Source organism: Pontitalea aquivivens, assembly GCF_046507575.1.
In the GTDB taxonomy this organism is placed as follows: domain Bacteria; phylum Pseudomonadota; class Alphaproteobacteria; order Rhodobacterales; family Rhodobacteraceae; genus Pontitalea; species Pontitalea aquivivens.
In genome coordinates this window covers 278,183-296,721 of the sequence record NZ_JBKFEY010000002.1, presented here as the reverse complement: position 1 = coordinate 296,721, position 18,539 = coordinate 278,183, and the positions used below count along the sequence as shown (strand labels likewise).

Sequence of the window (18,539 nt, the reverse complement as noted above, 5' to 3'; positions counted from 1 at the left end):
AGGAGAGACCCATGCCCAACCCCACCGCCGCCATCCTTGTGATCGGGGATGAAATCCTGACCGGCCGCACCCGTGAGGGCAACGCCCATTACCTGGCGGGCGAACTTGCCCGCGCCGGGATTGACCTGCGGGAAATCCGCGTCGTGGGCGATGATCACCCGACCATCGCCGCGGCGGTCAAGACGCTGTCGTCGACGCATGACCATCTGTTCACCTCGGGCGGGATCGGGCCAACGCATGACGACATCACCGCCGATGCCGTGGCCGATGCCTTTGGCGTGCCCATCGGCGTGCGCGAAGATGCCCGCGCCATTCTTGCCGCGCATTACGCCGCCCGCCAGCTGGACTTCAACGAGGCCCGCCTGCGCATGGCGCGCATCCCCGAAGGCGCCACCCTGATCGAGAACCCGGTCTCGGCCGCGCCGGGCTTCAGCGTTGGCAATTGCCATGTCATGGCGGGTGTGCCCAACATATTTCAGGCGATGGTCGCCTCGGTCCTGCCGCAGCTGACGGGCGGCGCGCCGCTTGTCACCCACAGCCTGCGCGTCATGCGCCCCGAGGCGGCGCTGGCCGAAGGGCTGGGCGATCTGGCGCGCGCCATGCCCGATCTGTCCTTCGGGTCCTATCCCTTCGTGATCGATGGCGCCTATGGCAGCAATCTTGTGGTGCGCGGCACCGACCCTGCCCGCGTCGGCGAAGGGTTCACCCGGCTGCAGGCCGCTTTCCCCGATGGCCGCTGACATGGCGCACCCCAATCCGATCTTTGCCGCGATCGACACCACCTGGCCCGCGGCCGGTATCGTCCACGCCGGCGGATTTGCCGTGCGCGAAGGCCGTGGCGGTGGCGGGCGGGTCAGCGCGGCAAGCCTTGACGGGCCGTTCGATCAGGCCGACATCGCCGCCGCCGAAGCGGCGCATCGCGCCTTGGGCCAGGTACCGCGATTCATGATCCGGCCCGGTGAAGACCCGCTTGATGCCGCGCTGGCGGCGCGGGGCTACGGCGTCGTCGACCCGGTGGTGGCCTATGCCATCCCGGTGGCGAATCTGGCGGGCCCGGGACACCCGGTCACCGCCTTTACGATCTGGCCCCCGCTGCAGATCACACGCGACCTGTGGTCCGAGTGCGGCATCGGGGCGGAACGCCAGGCGGTCATGGCGCGCGTGTCCACCCCCAAAACCGCGATCCTGGGCCGGACCGACGACCGCTGCGCGGGGGCGGCCTTCGTGGCATTGCACCAGAAAACCGCGATGGTTCACGCGTTGGCGATCCTGCCGGATCTGCGCCGCCGGGGCCTTGCGCGCCACATGATGACCGAGGCCGCAAACTGGGCGCAAGACGCCGGGGCCGATACGCTGGCGTTGGTGGTCACGCGCGCCAATGTGGCCGCGAACGCGCTTTACCGCAGCCTGGGGATGACCCGGACCGCCGCCTATCATTACCGCATCGCACCCGCAGAGGCGGCGGCATGATCCGCGGCCTGGCGCTGGGATCGGTCTTGGCCGCCTTTCCGGGGATTGTCCTGGCCTTCGCCCCCGACCTGCCGGCGGGCGCGGTGGAAACCGCCGCCAGCACCAGCGAAGCGGCAAGCTATGATCTGGCCCTTGGCCCCTGGACCGAAACCGGCTTTGACCGGCGCCGGCTGGAAGGCCCGCGCCGCGACCGCGCCTGGCGCATCGCATCAAGCAGCCTGACAACGCTGCAGATCCTGGCACCCTTGCGCGAACAGATCCTTGCCGCAGGCTACAGCCTGTTGTTCGAATGCGAGACGGACGGCTGCGGCGGCTTTGACTTCCGCTATGAAACCGACACGCTGCCCGAACCCGCGATGCATGTCGATCTGGGTGATTTCCGGTTTCTGTCGGCCCGGCGCGACGCCGATCACCTGGCGCTTCTGGTCAGCCGGTCTGGCGAATCGGGTTTCATTCAGATCACCGAGATCACTGACGGGCCCATCCGCGCGCCGCAGCCCGCCACCGCCCAGAACACCGTGCCCGCCCCTGCGGCGCCCGAAAGCGACTTTGCGGCCGCGCTGGAAACGCAAGGCCGTGCCGTGCTGGAAGATCTGCGGTTTGACAGCGGGTCAACGACACTTGGGCCGGATCGGCTTGCCTCGCTTGCGGCACTGGCCGGCTATCTTGCGGCACAGCCGGACGCGCAGGTCGCTTTGGTCGGTCATACCGATACCGAGGGCGGTCTGGCCGCAAACATCGCCCTGTCAAAGCGCCGGGCCGAAGCGGTGCGCGCTGCGTTGATCGCGGATTACGGGGTGGCGCAGGCGCAGGTTTCGGCCGAGGGCGCGGGCTGGCTTGCCCCGCGCGCGTCGAACCAGACGCCCGAAGGCCGCCTGCGCAACCGGCGCGTCGAGGCGGTTCTGACCACCGCCCCGCAATCCGCCGCCGGAACCGACTGACACGCTACCAGTTGTCCGGCCCCTTGTCCGCAAAGGTCTGCGCCAGGAAATCGATGAAAGCGCGCACCTTCGGCTGGGTGAACCGGCCCGGCGGATAGACGGCAAAGATCCCCAGGGTTTCCATCGGCAGGCCCGGGATCGCCTCTTCCACAAGCCCCTTGCGCATCGCATCGGCATAAAGGAACGAAGGCAGACAGGCGATGCCCAGCCCCGAAATCGCGGCATGCAGCAGCGACTGACCGTCATTCACCGTCAACCAGCCGTTGGACCGCACCTGACGGCGTTCGCCCGAAGGTGCCGTAATCTTCCAGACATTGCCATTGGACTGGCTGGAATAGTGCAGCAGCCTGTGATCGTTCAGGTCGTCGATCCTGAGCGGGCGGCCATAGCGCTGGAAATAGGACGGCGCGCCGATCATCCGGCGCGAGGTTTCGGTCAGCTTGCGGGCGCGCAGCGTGCTGTCTTCCAGATCGCCGACGCGGATCGCCATGTCGAACCCTTCCGAAATCAGTTCGACATAGCGGTTGTTCAGCACCATGTTCACGGTGATTTCAGGATATTCCTGCAGGAAATCCCCAAGGATCGGCGACAGCAGATTGACCCCGAAATCGGTGGCCACCGAAATCCGCAGCAGGCCCGAGGGCGCGGTCTGCATCGCGGTGACCAGCGCATCGGCCTCGCCCGCGTCATTAAGCACCCGGCGCGCACGGTCGTAATAGGCCAGCCCGATTTCCGTGGGAGAGACCCGGCGCGTGGTGCGGTTGAGAAGGCGTGCACCCAGACGCGCCTCAAGCGCAGAGACGTGCTTGGACACGGCCGACTTTGAAATGCCCATCTTTCGGGCGGCATCGGTGAACCCACCCTGATCCACCACGGTGGCGAAGGCTTCCATTTCTGTCAGGCGATCCATTGTGCGACCTTCGACAACATTGAGCAGCTTGATCCGGTATCAGGTCGAATTCGGGCGCAAATGGGGCCACGGACGGACAAGAAGTTGGAAAAAGCCCAAAGGTTCGCCCGACGGATCGGCCGTGCAAGGGGGGCTCTGCCCCCCGCCTTGCGGCCCCCCCCGAGGTATTTCGGGCAAGATGAAAACATGACGCCGCGTTTGGCGTGACTTGGGGCGGCGCGCGGCGCAGATTGACGCACGGAACAGCCCAAGGAGGAGGGTCGCATGAGCCGATATCCGCAGATGCTTTCACCGCTCGATCTTGGGCATGTCGTGCTGCCGAACCGGGTTCTTATGGGGTCGATGCACACGGGCCTTGAAGAGACCGGCGATTGGAACCGGGTGGCCGAATTCTACGCCGCGCGCGCACGCGGCGGCGTCGCGCTGATGGTGACGGGGGGGATGGCGCCCAACCGCGAGGGGGGCGTTTTTCCCGGCGCCGCGGGGCTGTTCACGCCCGAAGACATCGCCAACCACCGCCGGGTGACGGACCGGGTGCACGATGCGGGCGGGCGGATCGCGATGCAGATCCTGCATGCGGGGCGCTATGCCTATGGGCCGGACTGCGTGTCCGCCTCGGCGGTGAAGTCGCCGATTTCGCCCTTCATGCCGCAGGAACTGGATGAGGCGGGAATCGAAAAGCAGGTTTCCGACATCGTGACCGCCGCCGCCCGCGCGCGTGAGGCGGGTTATGACGGGGTCGAGGTGATGGGATCCGAGGGATATTTCCTGAATCAGTTTCTGGTGCGTCACGTCAACCGCCGCACCGACCGCTGGGGGGGCGCCTATGAAAACCGGATGCGCCTGCCCGTCGAGGTGGTGCGCCGGATCCGGGCCGCAGTTGGGCCTGATTTCATCGTGATCTATCGCATTTCGCTGATCGATCTTGTTCCCGATGGGTCGACCTGGGATGAGGTGGTGCAACTGGCCCAAGCGATCCAGGCGGCGGGGGCCAGCATGCTGAACACCGGGATCGGCTGGCATGAGGCGCGGGTTCCCACAATTGCCACCTCGGTGCCGCGCGCGGCCTTCACCTGGCTGACCGGGCGGCTGCGGCCCGAGGTGTCGATACCGGTGATTGCCTCGAACCGGATCAACACGCCCGAGGTGGCCGAGGCGGTTCTGGCCCAGGGACAGGCGGACATGGTATCGATGGCGCGGCCCTTCCTGGCCGATGCCGATTTCGTGGCCAAGGCCGCCGCGGGGCGCGCGGCAGAGATTGCCCCCTGCATCGCCTGCAATCAGGCCTGCCTGGACCACACCTTTTCGGGCAGGATTTCAACCTGTCTGGTGAACCCCCGTGCGGCCCATGAGACCGAGTTGCGGATTGCGCCGGCGGCTGTGCCCAAATCGATCGGCATCGTCGGGGCCGGGCCCGCCGGGCTTGCCGCCGCGATCACCGCCGCACAGCGCGGACATCGGGTCACCCTGTTCGACCGCGCGGCCCAGATCGGCGGGCAGTTGACCTTGGCACGCGAAATCCCGGGGAAAGAGGAGTTCCGGGAACTGACCGACTGGTTCGCCACCATGATCGGGGAAAGCGGGGTCAGCCTGCGGCTGAACACCGAAGCGACGGTCGCGGCGCTTGCCGGGTTCGATGAGGTCATCATCGCCACCGGTGTCACCCCGCGCGACCCCGCGATCCCCGTTGAGGGCGGTCAGGCGGTGTCATACGTCGACATCCTGAACGGCACCGTCACGGCCGGTCCGCGTGTGGCCATTGTCGGTGCGGGGGGCATCGGCTTTGACGTGGCCGAATTCCTGACGCAAGGCGGCACAAGCCCCACGCTGCACCCTGCGGACTGGATGCGCGAATGGGGCGTGGGCGATCCGGCCAGCAGCCCCGGGGGGCTGGCCCCCGCACGGCCCGAGCCGCCCGCACGGGCCGTGGCGCTGTTGCAGCGCAAGGCGGAAAAGCCCGGGCGCAGGCTGGGCAAGACCACCGGCTGGATCCACCGCGCGACGCTGGCGGCGAAGGGGGTCAGGATGATCGGTGGTGTGAATTACGAACGCATCACCGCCGAGGGGCTGCACATCACCTTTGGCGCGGCGCGGGAAAATCCGACCGTGATTGCCGCGGATACGGTCGTTCTGTGCGCAGGCCAGCAATCCGACCGCAGGCTGGCCGACCGGCTGATTGCCGCGGGCCGCCAGCCGCATGTGATCGGCGGGGCCGATGTGGCCGCCGAGCTGGATGCGAAGCGCGCCATCGACCAGGGCACGCGTCTGGCCGCGGCGCTGTAACCGGGCGCGATCAGGCGCCCGTTTCGGCGCAATGGCGGCGGAACGCGCGCTTGAGCATGTCAAGTTCCGCGCGCAGCAAATCCAGTTCCGCGCGGATGTCATCCTCCAGCGCGGTGCCGGCGATGATGGTGAAATGGCCGATCCGGGCGCCCGACCCGGCATCGCGGACCACGAAGGTCTGCACGCCGTCGTGCAACAGATCTGCCGGGATCGGCAGGGTCAGGCGCCAACGACCATCTTCTTGCGCATCGACCGTCAGGCCTGGCAGAACGCGGTCAAGATGCACCACCTCGGGCACGGGGGGGGCACCGGCGGCGATGATCCCTTCCCAATGGCCCGCGCGGATGCGCGACAGTTCCAGCTTCATGCCTGCCCCCTATATGCCAGCGCGCGGCCGACGCGAAACGGTCAGATCGTGGATCACGATCCGGTTCATCTGCGGCCCGTCAAAGACAAGGTCGATCCAGGCCCGCTCGACGCGTTTTTCATTCAGTTTCGTATAGGCCAGGTCGAATTCCACCGCGGTTTCCCCCTGCCGGTGTGGCAGGGTGCGCACAAGATGTTCCGTATTCGGCCCGTGTTTCACATTCAGCCGGCAATAGATTTCCAGCGGCCGTTCCATTTCAACCGGCAGGTCAAGCCGGATCAGATGGTCACGCCGAAGCCCCCGGACCGCCGCATCGGGCAGATCAATCGCCAGCGACAGAAACGACCCGTCAAAGCGAAACACATCCAGCCCCAGGCAGAAGGCCGCAACATGATCGGGATGGGCCCTGCGGATCTGGCGCAAGACCAGTTCCGCGGCCGGGCAATCATGAAACAGCGTCACCTGACCGCCCAGCGTTGCGCGGTTGACGGCCGGGGCCAGACCCGCGGGGTGCACCGGGCCGGACCACAGGTCCCCACGCCAGGCCCAATCGGTGCCCAGCGGACGCACGATCCCGTCATGGCCCGGCAATGGCTGCGCCAGCCGCCCCTCTGCCACATGCAGCAGGCGGTTCAGTTCGCGCCGCAGGGCGCGGGCCTCGGCGCGCAGCATCCGCAGGTCGGAAAAATCCAACGCCTCTGCGATGCGCGCAGCGCGCGACCAGCGCGCCAAGGCATGGCGCTGTGCCAGACGGTCAAGGAGCGAGGCCGGTTTCCTGGTCATCTTTACGCAAAACACCCGCATTCTTTGCCAGAGTGAACCACTTATCCGTAATCATTTCGTTTCGCACGGGCCAATCCGCGCATTTTTTACATTCAGCCGGCGTTATTCGCCCGGATCGTCGCGGCGAACTGTTCCAGCAGGGCGCGTTGTGCCGCATCGCTGATCGGCCGGTCCTTCAGCGGCAGCACCGAAAGCGACAGGATGCGCCCGCCAATGCCGGTGATGGCGCGCCAATAGGTTTCACTGACCGGCGCCCCGCCCATCGGGGCGCTATCCGACAGGCGGATCAGCAAAAGGCTGCCCTGGGTGCGGATATCCAGGACCTCGACGGTCTCGGCCCGGCCCGCCCGGCTCAGCGCGGCGCGCCCGGCAGGCGAACGAAAGAACTGCCGCATCTGGTCAAACCGGCTTTCCAGACCGGCCCCGCCCGCGTCCGTGCTGACCGCCGCACTTAACACCGCGGGATAGTCGGGGCGCGCATCGGCCGGGTCACCCGACAGCGCCGCGCAATTGCCAAACAACACGAACGAGGCCGCGCCCTGATTGCGCAGCGAACGGTTGTCGACGCAAAAGCCGCGCGGGGCGGCCAGCAGCAGCGCACCATCGGCCACAGCCACGCTGCGCGGCGCGGGCCCTGCCGTGGGGGCCATGCACCCCGCCAGCACCGCAAGGGCCAGGGCCGGGGCAAGACGCCCGGCCCCGTGCCGCAGGTTACTGATCCATATAGACATGGGTTTCGGCCTTGGCGCCCGGATGGGTCACCGCCCCGAAGCGCGTCGGCCCGACAAGACGGGCATATTTCCACAGCGCGCCCGAGCCGTAATCGGTGGCGCGCGATCCCTTCCAGTCGGCCTTGCGCGCCGCCAGTTCCGCATCGCTCAGCGCAACCGAGATTTCACCCTTGATCGCGTCGATGGTGATCATGTCGCCATCCTTCAACAACGCGATCGGCCCGCCATGCGCCGATTCCGGGCCGACGTGGCCCACGCAGAAGCCGCGCGTCGCGCCCGAGAAACGCCCGTCGGTGATCAGCGCAACCTTCTTGCCCATGCCCTGACCCGACAGCGCCGCAGTGGTGGACAGCATTTCCCGCATGCCGGGACCGCCAGCGGGGCCTTCGTTGCGGATCACGATCACGTCGCCTTCCTTGTAGGTGCGCGCCTGCACGGCGGCAAAGGCCTCTTCCTCGCATTCAAAGACGCGGGCGGGGCCGGTGAAGACCTGCTGTTCGGGGGCCATGCCCGCGACCTTCACGATCGCGCCATCGGGGGCCAGGTTGCCTTTCAGGCCCACGACACCGCCGGTGGCCGAGATCGGGGTTTCCACCGGATAGATCACGCGGCCATCGGCCTCGCGGGTGATCAGGTCCAGTTCCTCGCCCATGGTCTTGCCGCTGGCGGTGATGCAATCCTCGTGGATCAGACCCGCCTTGCGCAGTTCCTTCATCACGACCGGCACGCCGCCCGCCTCGAACAGGTCCTTGGCGACGTAATCGCCGCCCGGACGCAGGTTCACGAAATAGGGCGTGTCGCGGAAGATGTCGCAGACGTCGAACAGGTCAAAGTCGATCCCGGCCTCATTCGCGATCGCGGGCAGGTGCAGGCCCGCGTTGGTCGACCCGCCGGTGCAGGCCACGACGCGGGCCGCGTTTTCCAGCGCCTTGCGGGTAACGATGTCGCGCGCGCGGATGTTCTTTTCGATCAGGTTCATCACCGCCACGCCCGAGGCATCGCCATACTGGTCACGGCTTTCATAAGGCGCGGGCGCACCCGAGGAATTCATCAGCGCCAGCCCGATCGCCTCGGACACGCAGGCCATGGTGTTGGCGGTGTACTGCCCGCCACAGGCCCCGGCCGAGGGGCAGGCAACGCGTTCCAGAATCGCCAGTTCCGAATCGGACATGTTGCCTGCGGCATGCTGGCCCACGGCCTCGAACACGTCCTGCACCACGACATCCTTGCCGTTCAGCTTGCCCGGCAGGATCGACCCGCCATAAATGAAGACCGAGGGCACGTTCAACCGCACCATCGCCATCATCATCCCCGGCAGCGACTTGTCGCAGCCCGCAAGGCCGACCAGCGCATCATAGCAATGGCCGCGCATCGTCAGTTCAACCGTATCGGCAATGGCATCGCGCGACGCCAGCGACGAACGCATCCCCTCATGCCCCATGGCGATGCCGTCAGTCACGGTGATGGTGGTGAATTCGCGCGGGGTGCCGCCGCCCTTCTTGACGCCCATCTTGACCGCCTGCGCCTGACGGTTCAGCGCGATGTTGCAGGGTGCTGCCTCATTCCAGCAGGTGGCGACGCCGACCCAGGGCTGGTGGATTTCTTCCTCGGTGATGCCCATCGCGTAGAAATAGGACCGGTGCGGGGCGCGTTCGGGCCCTTCGGTCACATGGCGGCTGGGAAGTTTCGACTTGTTGAAACGGCTGTTGTGCATGGGGCATCCTCCCGGAATTGGCTGGCTATGGCATAAAGCGCGCAGGCTGGCGGGGCAAGGCGGTTTGGCGCGTCAGAGCGTCACGATGGGCCCGGCGGCGGCGCGCGCATCCTCGGGGTCATGGGTGACAAGGATCGCAGGGATCGCCTCGGCACGGATGTGATCCAGCACGAAAGCGCGGATTTCGGCGCGCAAACCCGCATCAAGACGCGAAAACGGCTCATCCAGCAGGATCGCCCGGGGCCGCGCCAGAAGCGTCCGCATCAAGGCCGCCCGCGCCCGCTGCCCACCCGACAGCGTGGCCGGATCGCGCCGCGCCATGCCGGCAAGGCCCGCGCGATCCAGCGCCTGATCCACCGCGGCGCGGCGGGCGGCACGTCCACGCACCTGCGCCGACAGACCAAAGGCCAGGTTGTCGCCCACCGACAGATGCGGGAACAGATGGGCATCCTGAAACAACACGCCGACGCGCCGCGCCTCGGCCGGCAGGGGCAACAGGTCACCCCCCTCCAGCGTGACCCGGCCTGTCCAGCGAAAGCCCCGCGCCAGATGCCCGCCGATCAGGTCCAGCAACGAGGATTTGCCCACCCCCGACGGCCCCATCACCGTCGCCACAACGCCGGGCGGAACCGTCAGGGTCAGCGGCGCGAACAACGGCGCGGCGGCACCGGGCGCGGTCAGCGCGATATCGTGCAGGATCAGCGTCATCGGGTCAGCGCCCCGGTCAGCCCCGCGCGGTTGCGCTGCACCAGCGCGGGCAAGATGATCGCCGCGCCAAAGGCCAGCAACGGCAGCGCCCCCTGCAACACCGCATAGACCGCCGCCACCCGCCGGTCCGAGGCCGACGACAGCGCCACCGCCTCGGTCGTCAGCGTCACCACGCGCCCCCCGCCCAGAAACAGCGTCGGCAGATATTGCGCGACCGACACGGCAAAGCCGATCGCCGCCGCGGTCAGGATCGGGCGCAGCAGGATCGGCAGCTTGACCACCGCCAGCCGCCGCACAGGCCCCGCGCCAAGGCTGGCAGCGGACCGGATCAGGCCCGCATCCAGCGCGCGCCACGGCCCCGCCAGCGCGATCAGCACATAGGGAAAGGCAAACAGCAGATGCGCCCAAAGCACCGCCCCCCATCCCGGCGGCAGACCCGCGCGCAGGAAGGCCACGTTCACCCCCTGCAGGAACGCGATCTGCGGCATCAGCAGCGGCAGCGCAATCAGCGCCGCCAGCGGCGTGCGGTGGCCCAGCCGGTCCTCGGCCTCAAGCCAGGCGATGGCCAGCACCAGCGCCAACCCCGCCACCGCCAGCCCAAGCCCCAGCGTCGTCCACGCATCGCCGCCCCAGCCCTGCCCCGGCGCGGCCCAGATCCGCAGCGACCAGCTTTCGGGCAGGGGCTGTGGAAAGCGCCAGCGCCAGGCCAGTGACCAGATCGCCAACACCAAAAGCGAACCGACCGCCAGCACCAGGCCCCCCCCGCCGCCGACCGCCGCCAACGCCCATACCGGGGCCGCCCCCCCGCGCCCGCCCCGGCGCAGCCAAAGCCTGCCCGCTGCGGCCAATGCCAACTCGGCCAACCGCCACAGGCCGATGCCCGCCGCGACGATGCCAGCCTGCAGCATCGCCATGGCCGAGGCCGGCAGCGCCACCGCCGGATCGGGTGCCGAAAAGCCGCGCAGGATTGCCACGGCCAAGGTTGGCGGGTGCGATGGGCCAAGGATCAGCGCCATATCCACGACCGACAGCGAAAAGGCCAGCACCACATAGACCGGCAACCGGATCAGCGGGTAAAGCTGCGGCACGACCAGCTTCAGCCAGACCGCCCACGGGCGATAGCCCAGCGCCCGCCCCGCCGCCATCTGCGCCGCCACCGGCACCCGCGAAAGCGCGGCCAGGATCACCAGCAGCAGGAAAGGCACCTCTTTCAGCATCAGCCCCAGGATCAGCGCCAGCCCCAAAGGATCGCCCACGGTCGCCAGATCGGGCGGCTGCGTCCAGCCCAAAGGGCCACTCAGAACGCGCGCGATCCAGCCCGAGGGCGCGATCAGAAAGGCCAGCCCGATCGCCAGCGCCGCATGCGGCACCGCCAGGATCGGGGCCAGCCAGCGCAAGGCGCCGGGTCGCATCGCCAGCCGGAACGCCACCCCCAAAGCCAGCGCCAGCGACAGGACCGAGGCGCCAAGCCCCGTCACCAGCGTCAGCCGCAGGCTCGTGCCAAAGCCCGGCTGCGCCAGCGCCTGCGCCCAGGGCGCCAGGGTCAGATCCGCATGCCCAATCGCCGGCAGCCATCCGAACGAGGCCGCAAGCGTCACCGCCAGCCCCGCCAGGATCGGCCCGCCGATCCCCAGCACAACCAGCCCGCGAAGGACGCGCGCCCAGATCATTTCGTGTAGCGCGCGGCCCAGTCCGCGGTCAGGCGGGTCATCCAGGCAGGGTGCGGCTCGGCCAGGGTCGGGCCAAGATCTTCCAGCGTCGGCAAGGCGGGTGCGGTGGGCAGCGCGTCAAAGGCCGCCCGGGCCGCCCCGTCCAGCCGGGCCGGGTCAAGCACCGGGAATGAGCCCAGCACGGTAATATCCTGCATCCGCGCCTGGGTCGCGGGTTCCAGCAGGAAATTGGCCACGACCTGCGCGCCTTCCTTGTGGGCGGCGTTGTAGGGGATCGCCACGAAGGACACGTTGCCAAGGCTGCCGCCCTTCGGGACAAAGACGCGCACGGTTTCCGGCAGCAGCCCCTGTTCGATCATCGCGGCGGCGGCGGCCGGATCAAAGAACATGGCGATGTCCACCTCGCCATCGTTCAGCATCCGGGCCTGAACGGATTCGTTTTCCGGGTAACTTTCGCCCGCGCGCCAAAGATGCGGGCGCAGCGCGTCATACCAGGCCCACAACGGCGCGGTCGCGGCAGCATAGCTTTTCCCGGTCGGGGCGGACTGCAGCACCGCCCGATCGGGCGCAAGCTCGGTCAGCGCCTGTTTCAGGAAGGTCGCGCCCATGAAATTCGCGGGGTTCGGATGCGTCATCCGCCCCGGATGGGCCGCCGCCCAATCCACGAAAGCCGCCATGGTTTCAGGCGGATCAACCCGTGCGCTGTCATGGACAAAGACAAATTTCGCCAGCCGCCACGGCGCTTCCATCCCCTCGACCGGCACCGTGAAATCGACCGAGGCCGGGGCACCCGCCGACAGGTCCACAAACGCCGCATTCGGCAGATCGCCGACAAAGGGGCCATGCAGCAACCCCGCCTCTTTCATCGCCAGGAAATTCGGCCCGTTGATCCAGATCAGATCGACCGAGCCGCCCGTGTCCTTGCCCGCCGCCTTTTCCGCGATCACCCGCGACACGGCCTCGGCGGTGTCGGCCAGTTTGACCTGTTCGACCTTCACGCCATGACGTACCTCGGTCTGCGCCCCCACCCAGGCGATGAAGTCATTGGTGCGCTGATCCCCGCCCCAGGCGTTGAAATAGACGGTCTGGCCGCGCGCGGCATCCAGCGTGGCCTGCCAGTCGGCAAGGGCGGGGGTGGCGGCGGTCAGGGCAAGGGCGCTGAACAACAGTCGCATCGGTCATCCTTTGTCGGAAAAGGCCCGCCAGCCCCAATGCCAGCGGGTCAGGGTGGTCACCGCGCAGGCGGCGGAAAAGCCATAGGCCAGGGACGCGAAAACCCCGGGCCACAGACAGGCGGCGGTGAAAAAGGCGATGGTCTCGGCCCCTTCGGTCAGACCACCCAGGTAATAGATGCCCTTGGCGGGATAGGCCTCGGTCCGCAGGTCGCGCCTGGCGGCAACGCTGGCAAAGGCCAGAAAGCTGGACCCGGTGCCGACAAAGGCCGCGATCAACACGGCGGCGGGCAGGGCGTTGGCCACCGGATCGGCCAGCGCAAAGCCCAGGGGAACCAGCGCGTAGAACACGAAATCCAGCGCGATATCCAGGAACGCCCCCCGGTCGGTCGGCCCGGTGATCCGCGCCACCGCACCGTCCAGCCCGTCGGCCAGCCGGTTCAATGCGATGAACCCCAGCGCCGCGCCAAAGGCACCGGCCGTCAGGGCGATCACCGCGCCAAGGCCCAGCACAAACCCCGCGATGGTGACCTGGTCGGCCTGCACGCCCAAACCCGCCAGCGCGCGGGCCGGGGGATGCAGCAGACGGCGCTGCAGGGGCAAAAGCGCGGCGTCGATCATCCGCGTCTCCAGGCGTGGAACCGCCCCAAAACCGCCAGCGCGCGGGGCGACACATGCGCCCGGCGCCAGTTGCCGGCCGCGAATTTGTTTGCCTCGGTCAGCGTCGGATAGATGTGGATCGTGGACAGGATACGCCCCAGCCCCAGCCCCTGTTTCATCGCCAGAACAAATTCCGCCAACAGATCCCCGGCGCGTTCACCCACGATGGTCACGCCCAGAATCCGGTCCTTGCCGGGCGGGGTCAACACCTTGACAAAGCCACGCGCGGTGCCGTCGGCAATCGCACGGTCCAGATCGTCGATACCGTAGCGGGTGACCTCATGGGGGATGCCGCGCGCCTGCGCCTCGGTCTCGGTCAGGCCGACGCGGGCGATTTCAGGGTCGGTGAAAACCGCCGAGGGGATCACGCGGTAATCGGTCCTGATCCGCCAGAAGGGGGCGAACAACCCGTTCACCGCGGCAAACCAGGCCTGATGCGCCGCGGCATGGGTCAACTGGAACGGCCCCGCCGCATCCCCGGCGGCGTAGATGTTGGGAAAGACGGTTTCCAGATACTCGTTCGTCCCGATCACGCGGGCGGTAGGAATGCCCAGATCCTCCAGCCCGTATCCCGTCAGACGCGCGGCGCGGCCCACGGCAACGATCACCTCATCAAATTCGACCCGCTGACCGCCGTCCAGATCCACCCATTTTCCGCCCTGCGCGCCAAAGGCCAGCGCCCGGTGGCCGGTCAGCACCCGCACGCCGTCTGCCTCCAGCGACGCGCGGACCAGATCGGCGGCCTCGGCCTCTTCACGCGCCAGCAGGCGGGGGGCCTGTTCGACCAGCGTCACCTGTGAGCCCAGCCGCTGGAAGGCCTGCGCCAGTTCGCACCCGATCGGCCCGCCGCCCAGCACCAGAAGCCGCGCGGGCGGGGTGTCGCGCGGCGCCATCCGGTCCCACAACGTGTCCGAGGTCAGCGGCCCTGCATCGGCCAGCCCCGGCAGATCGGGGATCACAGGCGCGGCCCCGGTCGCCAGCACGATCGCCCGCGCCGTCAGCCGCTGCAGCCCGGATTCGCCGGTCACCTCGACCGTCCAGGGGTCAACCAGACGGGCATGGCCCTGCAGAACCTCGACCCCCAGGCCCTCATACCGTTCTGCGCTGTCATGCGGTGCGATGTCGGAAATCACCTGCCTCACCCGCGCCATCACCGCGCGGAACGATACGCCCGGATCGGCGGGCGTCAGGCCAAAGCGGTCGGCATGGCGCATCTGATGCGCCGCCTTGGCCGAGCGGATCAGCGCCTTGGACGGCACGCAGCCGTAATTCAGGCAATCCCCGCCCATGCGATGCGATTCAATCAGCGTGACGCGGGCCTTGGCGGCGGCGGCCACATAGGCCGTGACCAGCCCCGCCGCGCCTGCGCCAATCACAATCAGGTTGCGATCGAACCGCGCCGGGCGGGTATGGCCACGATAGGCCCGCCTGCGCCGCAGCAGACCCAGACCCAGCCGCGCGATCCAGGGAAACACCGCCAGTGCCGCAAAGGCCCCCAAAACAGGGGCCGAGATCACCCCCGACAGGCTGTCCAGCCGCCCCAGCTGCGTGCCCGCGTTGGTATAGACCGCCGTGCCCGGCAGCATCCCCAGCTGGCTGACCCAGTAGAACCGGCGCGCGGGCATCGCGGTCAGACCCATCAGCAGGTTCAACGCAAAAAACGGCACCACCGGGATCAGCCGAAGCGAGAACAGGTGGAACGCACCGTCCCGCGCCAGCCCCTGTTCCACCGCCCTGGCCCGCGCCCCCAGCCGCGCCATCACCCAGTCGCGCAACAAAAACCGCGCCGCCAGGAACGCCAGCGTCGCGCCGATGGTCGAGGCGAAGGACACCAGCACCAGCCCACCCCAGAACCCGAACACCGCCCCCGCCGCCAGCGTCATCCAGACGGCAAAGGGCAGCGACAACGCCGTAACCGCGATATAGGCGGCAAAAAACAGCACCGCGAAGGCGGCGTGGTTCGCCGCGCGCCACCCTTCCGCACGGGCCAGCGCAGCGCGCAGGCCGTCCAGATCGGCAGGCGCACCGCCACTGGCCCAGATCAGGCCCAGCACCACCAGCCCCAGCGCCGCAAAGATCACCGGTTTGCGCATCGTTTTCCCTTGCCGCCCATCGCTTCGGGCGGCGATACGCGCCCGCCCCCTTCAATTGGCGCAAGCGGACGGAATGTCACCCAAAAAATCCGCCCGCCCCGGCATAAGACGGAAAAAGCACCGCTGGCGCCAGCCACCCTTTCGCCGGGCGCAAGGTTTTGGCAATCTGCGTGGCGCGGGGCTGCAAGGGGGCGGGCATGTTTCTACTGGGGCTGGATGGTGGCGGCACCGGATGCCGCGCGGCGCTGGCCGATGCGACGGGCCGCGCGATCGCCCGCGCCACCGCGGGGCCGGCGAATATCGTCACCGATCCGCAGGGCGCGCGGGGCGCGATCCTTGCCGCCGCCGACGCGGTGATGGACGGTCATTGCCACCCCGATCAGGTCTGCGCCGTTCTTGGCCTTGCCGGGGCGAATTTCCCCGAGGCCGCCGCGCGCATCGCACAAGGCCTGCCCTTTGCCCGTGTGCAGGTGGTGCAGGATGTGCAGATCGCAGTGGCCGGCGCACTTGGGGATGACGATGGCATCCTGGCCGCGATGGGCACCGGGTCGGTCTTTGCCGCGCGGCGCGGCGGCGCGCTGCGGGTGATCGGCGGCTGGGGGCTGGTGCTGGGCGACGAGGGATCGGGCGCCTGGATCGGGCGGGCGCTGATGGCGCGGGCGCTGCGGGGGCTGGACGGCTTTGTGTCCCTGACGCCGCTGTTGCAGCGGCTGCTGGACGACAACGGCGGCGGCGCGGGGCTTGCCGCCTTTGCCCAATCCGCCCGTCCGGCGGATTTCGCCGCCGTCGCGCCGCTTGTCACCGACAGCGACGACCCCGCCGCGATCGCGGTGCTGGGCGCCGCCACGGCCGAGGTCGCCGCCGCGATTTCCCTGCTGCAACAGGGCGGCCCCCCCCTGCCCGTCACCTTCACCGGCGGTCTTGGCCCGGCCTGCGCGACGCACCTGCACGACCGCTGGCAGATCCGCCCTGCCTTGGGCGACAATGTGGCGGGCGCCCTGCACATGGCGCGCCATCTGGCCGAGGCATCATGACCCGGATTCTGACCGGCGCCGATCTGTTCGACGGCACGACGCGCCGCCCCGGCATGGCGCTGGTGATCGAGGACAACCGCATTACCGCTATCCTGCCCGAGGCCGAGGCGCCCGATTACCCCGTCCTGCATCTGAATGGCGGCGTTCTGGCGCCGGGGCTGATTGACCTGCAGGTGAATGGCGGCGACGGCATCCTGCTGGATGGCAGCGCGACGGCGGCAACCCTTGCCCGGATCTGCGCCGCCCACGCGCGGCTGGGCGCAACGGGCATCCTGCCCACGCTGATCACCGACACGCCGCAGGCCACCGCCGCCGTGATCAAAGCCGGAATCGCAGCGGCCAAGGCGCGCGTGCCGGGGTTTCTGGGCCTGCATCTGGAAGGCCCGCACCTGGACCCGCGCCGCCACGGCGCGCATGACCCGGCCCTGATCCGCCCGATGACCGATGGCGACCTTGCCGCGCTGATCGCCGCCGCCCGCGCCTTGCCCACGCTGATGGTGACGCTGGCCCCGGCCTCGGCCCGGCCCGGCCAGATCGCGGCCCTGCACGCCGCGGGCGCGGTGGTCAGCCTGGGCCATGCCGACTGCACCCTGGCCGAAGCGGCCGCCGCGCAGGCCGCGGGCGCCACCAGCGTCACCCATCTGTTCAACGCCATGAGCCCGCTTGGCAGCCGCGAACCCGGCCTTGTCGGCGCGGCCCTTTCGCTGCCGCTGGCCTGTGGCCTGATCGCCGATGGTGTGCATGTGCATCCCGAAACGATCCGTCTGGCGCTGGCCGCCAAAAGCGCAGGCGAGGTGTTTCTGGTATCCGACGCCATGGCCGTGGCGGGTACCGGCTTGACCGAATTCCAGCTGGGGGACCGCCGCATCCTGCGCCGGGGCGGGCGGCTGACGCTGGCGGATGGCACCCTGGCCGGGGCCGACCTGAGCCTGCCGCAGGCCGTGCGCTTCATGATCAAACAGGTGGGCCTTTCGCCCGAACGCGCGCTGGCCATGGCCAGCCGCATCCCGGCGCAGGTGATCGGGTCGGACCGGGGCCGCATTGCCCCCGGCCTGCCCGCCGATCTGGTGCATTTCAATGCCGACTGGCAACTGACCCGCGTCTGGCAGGCGGGTGCGCCGGTTCAGGCGAACTGATCGGCGCGATAGCCCTGAATATACAACAGCGCCGTCAGGTCGCCGTGGTTGATGCGGATGTCGCATTGCGCGGCGACCGCGGGCTTGGCGTGCAGCGCCACCCCGGCGCCCGCCATGCCCAGCATGCCAAGGTCATTCGCGCCATCGCCCACCGCCATCACCTGATCGTGGCCGATGCCAAGGCGCGCGGACACCTCGGTCAGGGCCTGCATCTTGGCCTCGCGCCCCAGGATCGGGCGGGCGACCTCGCCGGTCAGGTGGCCATCGGCAACCAACAGCGTATTGGCCCGCGCCTCGTCAAAGCCCAGCGTGCCCGCGACATGGCCGGTGAAGGCCGTGAACCCGCCCGAAACCAGAACCGTATAGGCGCCCTTGGCCTTCATCGTCGCCAGCAGCACGCGCCCGCCGGGCATGAAGGTGATGCGTTCCGAAATCACCTGCCCGATCACCGATTGCGGCAAACCTTTCAAAAGGCCCACCCGTTCGATCAGCGCGCCTTCGAAATCCAGTTCGCCGTTCATCGCGCGGGCGGTGATTTCCTTGACCCGGTCTCCCACACCCGCGACATCGGCAAGCTCATCAATACATTCCTGCTGGATCATCGTGCTGTCCATATCGGCCAGCAACATCCGCTTTTGCCGCCCCTCGGCCGGCTGAATCACCAGATCGACGCCCATCCCCTGCAGGCCTTCCCAAACCTCCCAGCGGTTCGCGGGCACCTCGGGCAAGGCGAATTCCGCCGCAACCCCGGGGTTAAGCCATTCCGCCGCCCCGCCCGCCCAGGCATCGCGCAGCGATTCGACGGTCACCCGGTCGAGATTGGCTTTTTCGGGGGCGGCAAGAAGGGTGGCGATGAACATGGTGGCC

General features: G+C 68.5%; 17 protein-coding genes. 6 read left to right on the top strand and 11 right to left on the bottom strand.

From position 1 onward, the window contains the following. The first annotated feature begins 11 nt into the window (after positions 1–11). The 3 genes from ACK8OU_RS04965 to ACK8OU_RS04955 are packed head-to-tail and all read left to right on the top strand — an operon-like array spanning position 12 to position 2,411. Positions 12–740, top strand: a complete 729-nt coding sequence (locus ACK8OU_RS04965; RefSeq protein ID WP_410302278.1) for a competence/damage-inducible protein A — start codon at positions 12–14, stop codon at positions 738–740. A 1-nt stretch (position 741) separates the two neighbouring features. Then, positions 742–1,470, top strand: coding sequence for a GNAT family N-acetyltransferase (locus ACK8OU_RS04960; protein ID WP_410302277.1), 729 nt, complete (start codon positions 742–744; stop codon positions 1,468–1,470). Next, a complete protein-coding gene (locus tag ACK8OU_RS04955) occupies positions 1,467–2,411 on the top strand; it encodes an OmpA family protein (RefSeq protein WP_410302276.1) in 945 nt (314 codons plus the stop codon). The genes ACK8OU_RS04960 and ACK8OU_RS04955 overlap by 4 nt, the downstream gene beginning before the upstream one ends. A gap of 4 nt (positions 2,412–2,415) precedes the next feature. Here ACK8OU_RS04955 and ACK8OU_RS04950 read toward each other — a convergent pair whose 3' ends face one another. Continuing rightward, positions 2,416–3,321, bottom strand: a complete 906-nt coding sequence (locus ACK8OU_RS04950) for a LysR family transcriptional regulator (protein WP_410302275.1) — start codon at positions 3,319–3,321, stop codon at positions 2,416–2,418. A 264-nt stretch (positions 3,322–3,585) separates the two neighbouring features. Between ACK8OU_RS04950 and ACK8OU_RS04945 the strand changes: the two genes are divergently transcribed. Then, on the top strand, positions 3,586–5,604 hold the full coding sequence (locus tag ACK8OU_RS04945; RefSeq protein ID WP_410302274.1) for an oxidoreductase: 2,019 nt from the start codon (positions 3,586–3,588) through the stop codon (positions 5,602–5,604). 10 nt (positions 5,605–5,614) lie between these two features. Here the strand turns inward: ACK8OU_RS04945 and ACK8OU_RS04940 are convergent, their stop codons facing one another. The 9 genes from ACK8OU_RS04940 to ACK8OU_RS04900 all read right to left on the bottom strand — a co-directional run bounded on the left by ACK8OU_RS04940 (position 5,615) and on the right by ACK8OU_RS04900 (position 15,502). Continuing rightward, a complete protein-coding gene (locus tag ACK8OU_RS04940; RefSeq protein ID WP_410302273.1) occupies positions 5,615–5,971 on the bottom strand; it encodes a hypothetical protein in 357 nt (118 codons plus the stop codon). 9 nt (positions 5,972–5,980) lie between these two features. Continuing rightward, the gene (locus tag ACK8OU_RS04935) at positions 5,981–6,754 is read right to left on the bottom strand and encodes a DUF6478 family protein (RefSeq protein ID WP_410302272.1); all 774 of its coding nucleotides are present in this window, start codon (positions 6,752–6,754) and stop codon (positions 5,981–5,983) included. Positions 6,755–6,846: 92 nt separating this feature from the next. Next, complete coding sequence (locus tag ACK8OU_RS04930; RefSeq protein ID WP_410302271.1) at positions 6,847–7,485, bottom strand: hypothetical protein; 639 nt, start codon at positions 7,483–7,485, stop codon at positions 6,847–6,849. Continuing rightward, positions 7,466–9,199, bottom strand: coding sequence for a dihydroxy-acid dehydratase (gene ilvD, locus ACK8OU_RS04925; protein ID WP_410302270.1), 1,734 nt, complete (start codon positions 9,197–9,199; stop codon positions 7,466–7,468). The genes ACK8OU_RS04930 and ilvD overlap by 20 nt, the downstream gene beginning before the upstream one ends. A 72-nt stretch (positions 9,200–9,271) precedes the next feature. Next, the gene (locus ACK8OU_RS04920) at positions 9,272–9,907 is read right to left on the bottom strand and encodes an ATP-binding cassette domain-containing protein (protein WP_410302269.1); all 636 of its coding nucleotides are present in this window, start codon (positions 9,905–9,907) and stop codon (positions 9,272–9,274) included. Next, positions 9,904–11,577 carry an ABC transporter permease gene (locus tag ACK8OU_RS04915; protein WP_410302268.1) on the bottom strand — a complete coding sequence of 558 codons (1,674 nt, stop codon included), beginning with the start codon at positions 11,575–11,577 and terminating at the stop codon, positions 9,904–9,906. The genes ACK8OU_RS04920 and ACK8OU_RS04915 overlap by 4 nt, the downstream gene beginning before the upstream one ends. Continuing rightward, entirely contained in the window at positions 11,574–12,752 is a 1,179-nt protein-coding gene (locus ACK8OU_RS04910; protein ID WP_410302267.1) for an ABC transporter substrate-binding protein, read from the bottom strand. The genes ACK8OU_RS04915 and ACK8OU_RS04910 overlap by 4 nt, the downstream gene beginning before the upstream one ends. Before the next feature lie 3 nt (positions 12,753–12,755). After that, a complete protein-coding gene (locus ACK8OU_RS04905) occupies positions 12,756–13,370 on the bottom strand; it encodes a CDP-alcohol phosphatidyltransferase family protein (protein ID WP_410302266.1) in 615 nt (204 codons plus the stop codon). After that, complete coding sequence (locus ACK8OU_RS04900; RefSeq protein WP_410302265.1) at positions 13,367–15,502, bottom strand: FAD-dependent oxidoreductase; 2,136 nt, start codon at positions 15,500–15,502, stop codon at positions 13,367–13,369. The genes ACK8OU_RS04905 and ACK8OU_RS04900 overlap by 4 nt, the downstream gene beginning before the upstream one ends. Positions 15,503–15,699: 197 nt before the next feature. Between ACK8OU_RS04900 and ACK8OU_RS04895 the strand changes: the two genes are divergently transcribed. Both ACK8OU_RS04895 and nagA read left to right on the top strand, forming a co-directional pair. Next, positions 15,700–16,536 carry a glucosamine kinase nucleotide-binding domain-containing protein gene (locus ACK8OU_RS04895; protein WP_410302264.1) on the top strand — a complete coding sequence of 279 codons (837 nt, stop codon included), beginning with the start codon at positions 15,700–15,702 and terminating at the stop codon, positions 16,534–16,536. Continuing rightward, positions 16,533–17,672 (top strand): N-acetylglucosamine-6-phosphate deacetylase, encoded by a 1,140-nt coding sequence (gene nagA / locus ACK8OU_RS04890; RefSeq protein ID WP_410302263.1) that lies wholly within the window; start codon positions 16,533–16,535, stop codon positions 17,670–17,672. Before ACK8OU_RS04895 ends, nagA begins: the two co-directional genes overlap by 4 nt. On the opposite strand, the gene serB is transcribed toward nagA, so the two are convergent. Further along, positions 17,660–18,532 carry a phosphoserine phosphatase SerB gene (gene serB / locus ACK8OU_RS04885; RefSeq protein ID WP_410302262.1) on the bottom strand — a complete coding sequence of 291 codons (873 nt, stop codon included), beginning with the start codon at positions 18,530–18,532 and terminating at the stop codon, positions 17,660–17,662. The two genes, nagA and serB, sit on opposite strands and share 13 nt — an antisense overlap. Between the last annotated feature and the right edge of the window lie 7 nt (positions 18,533–18,539).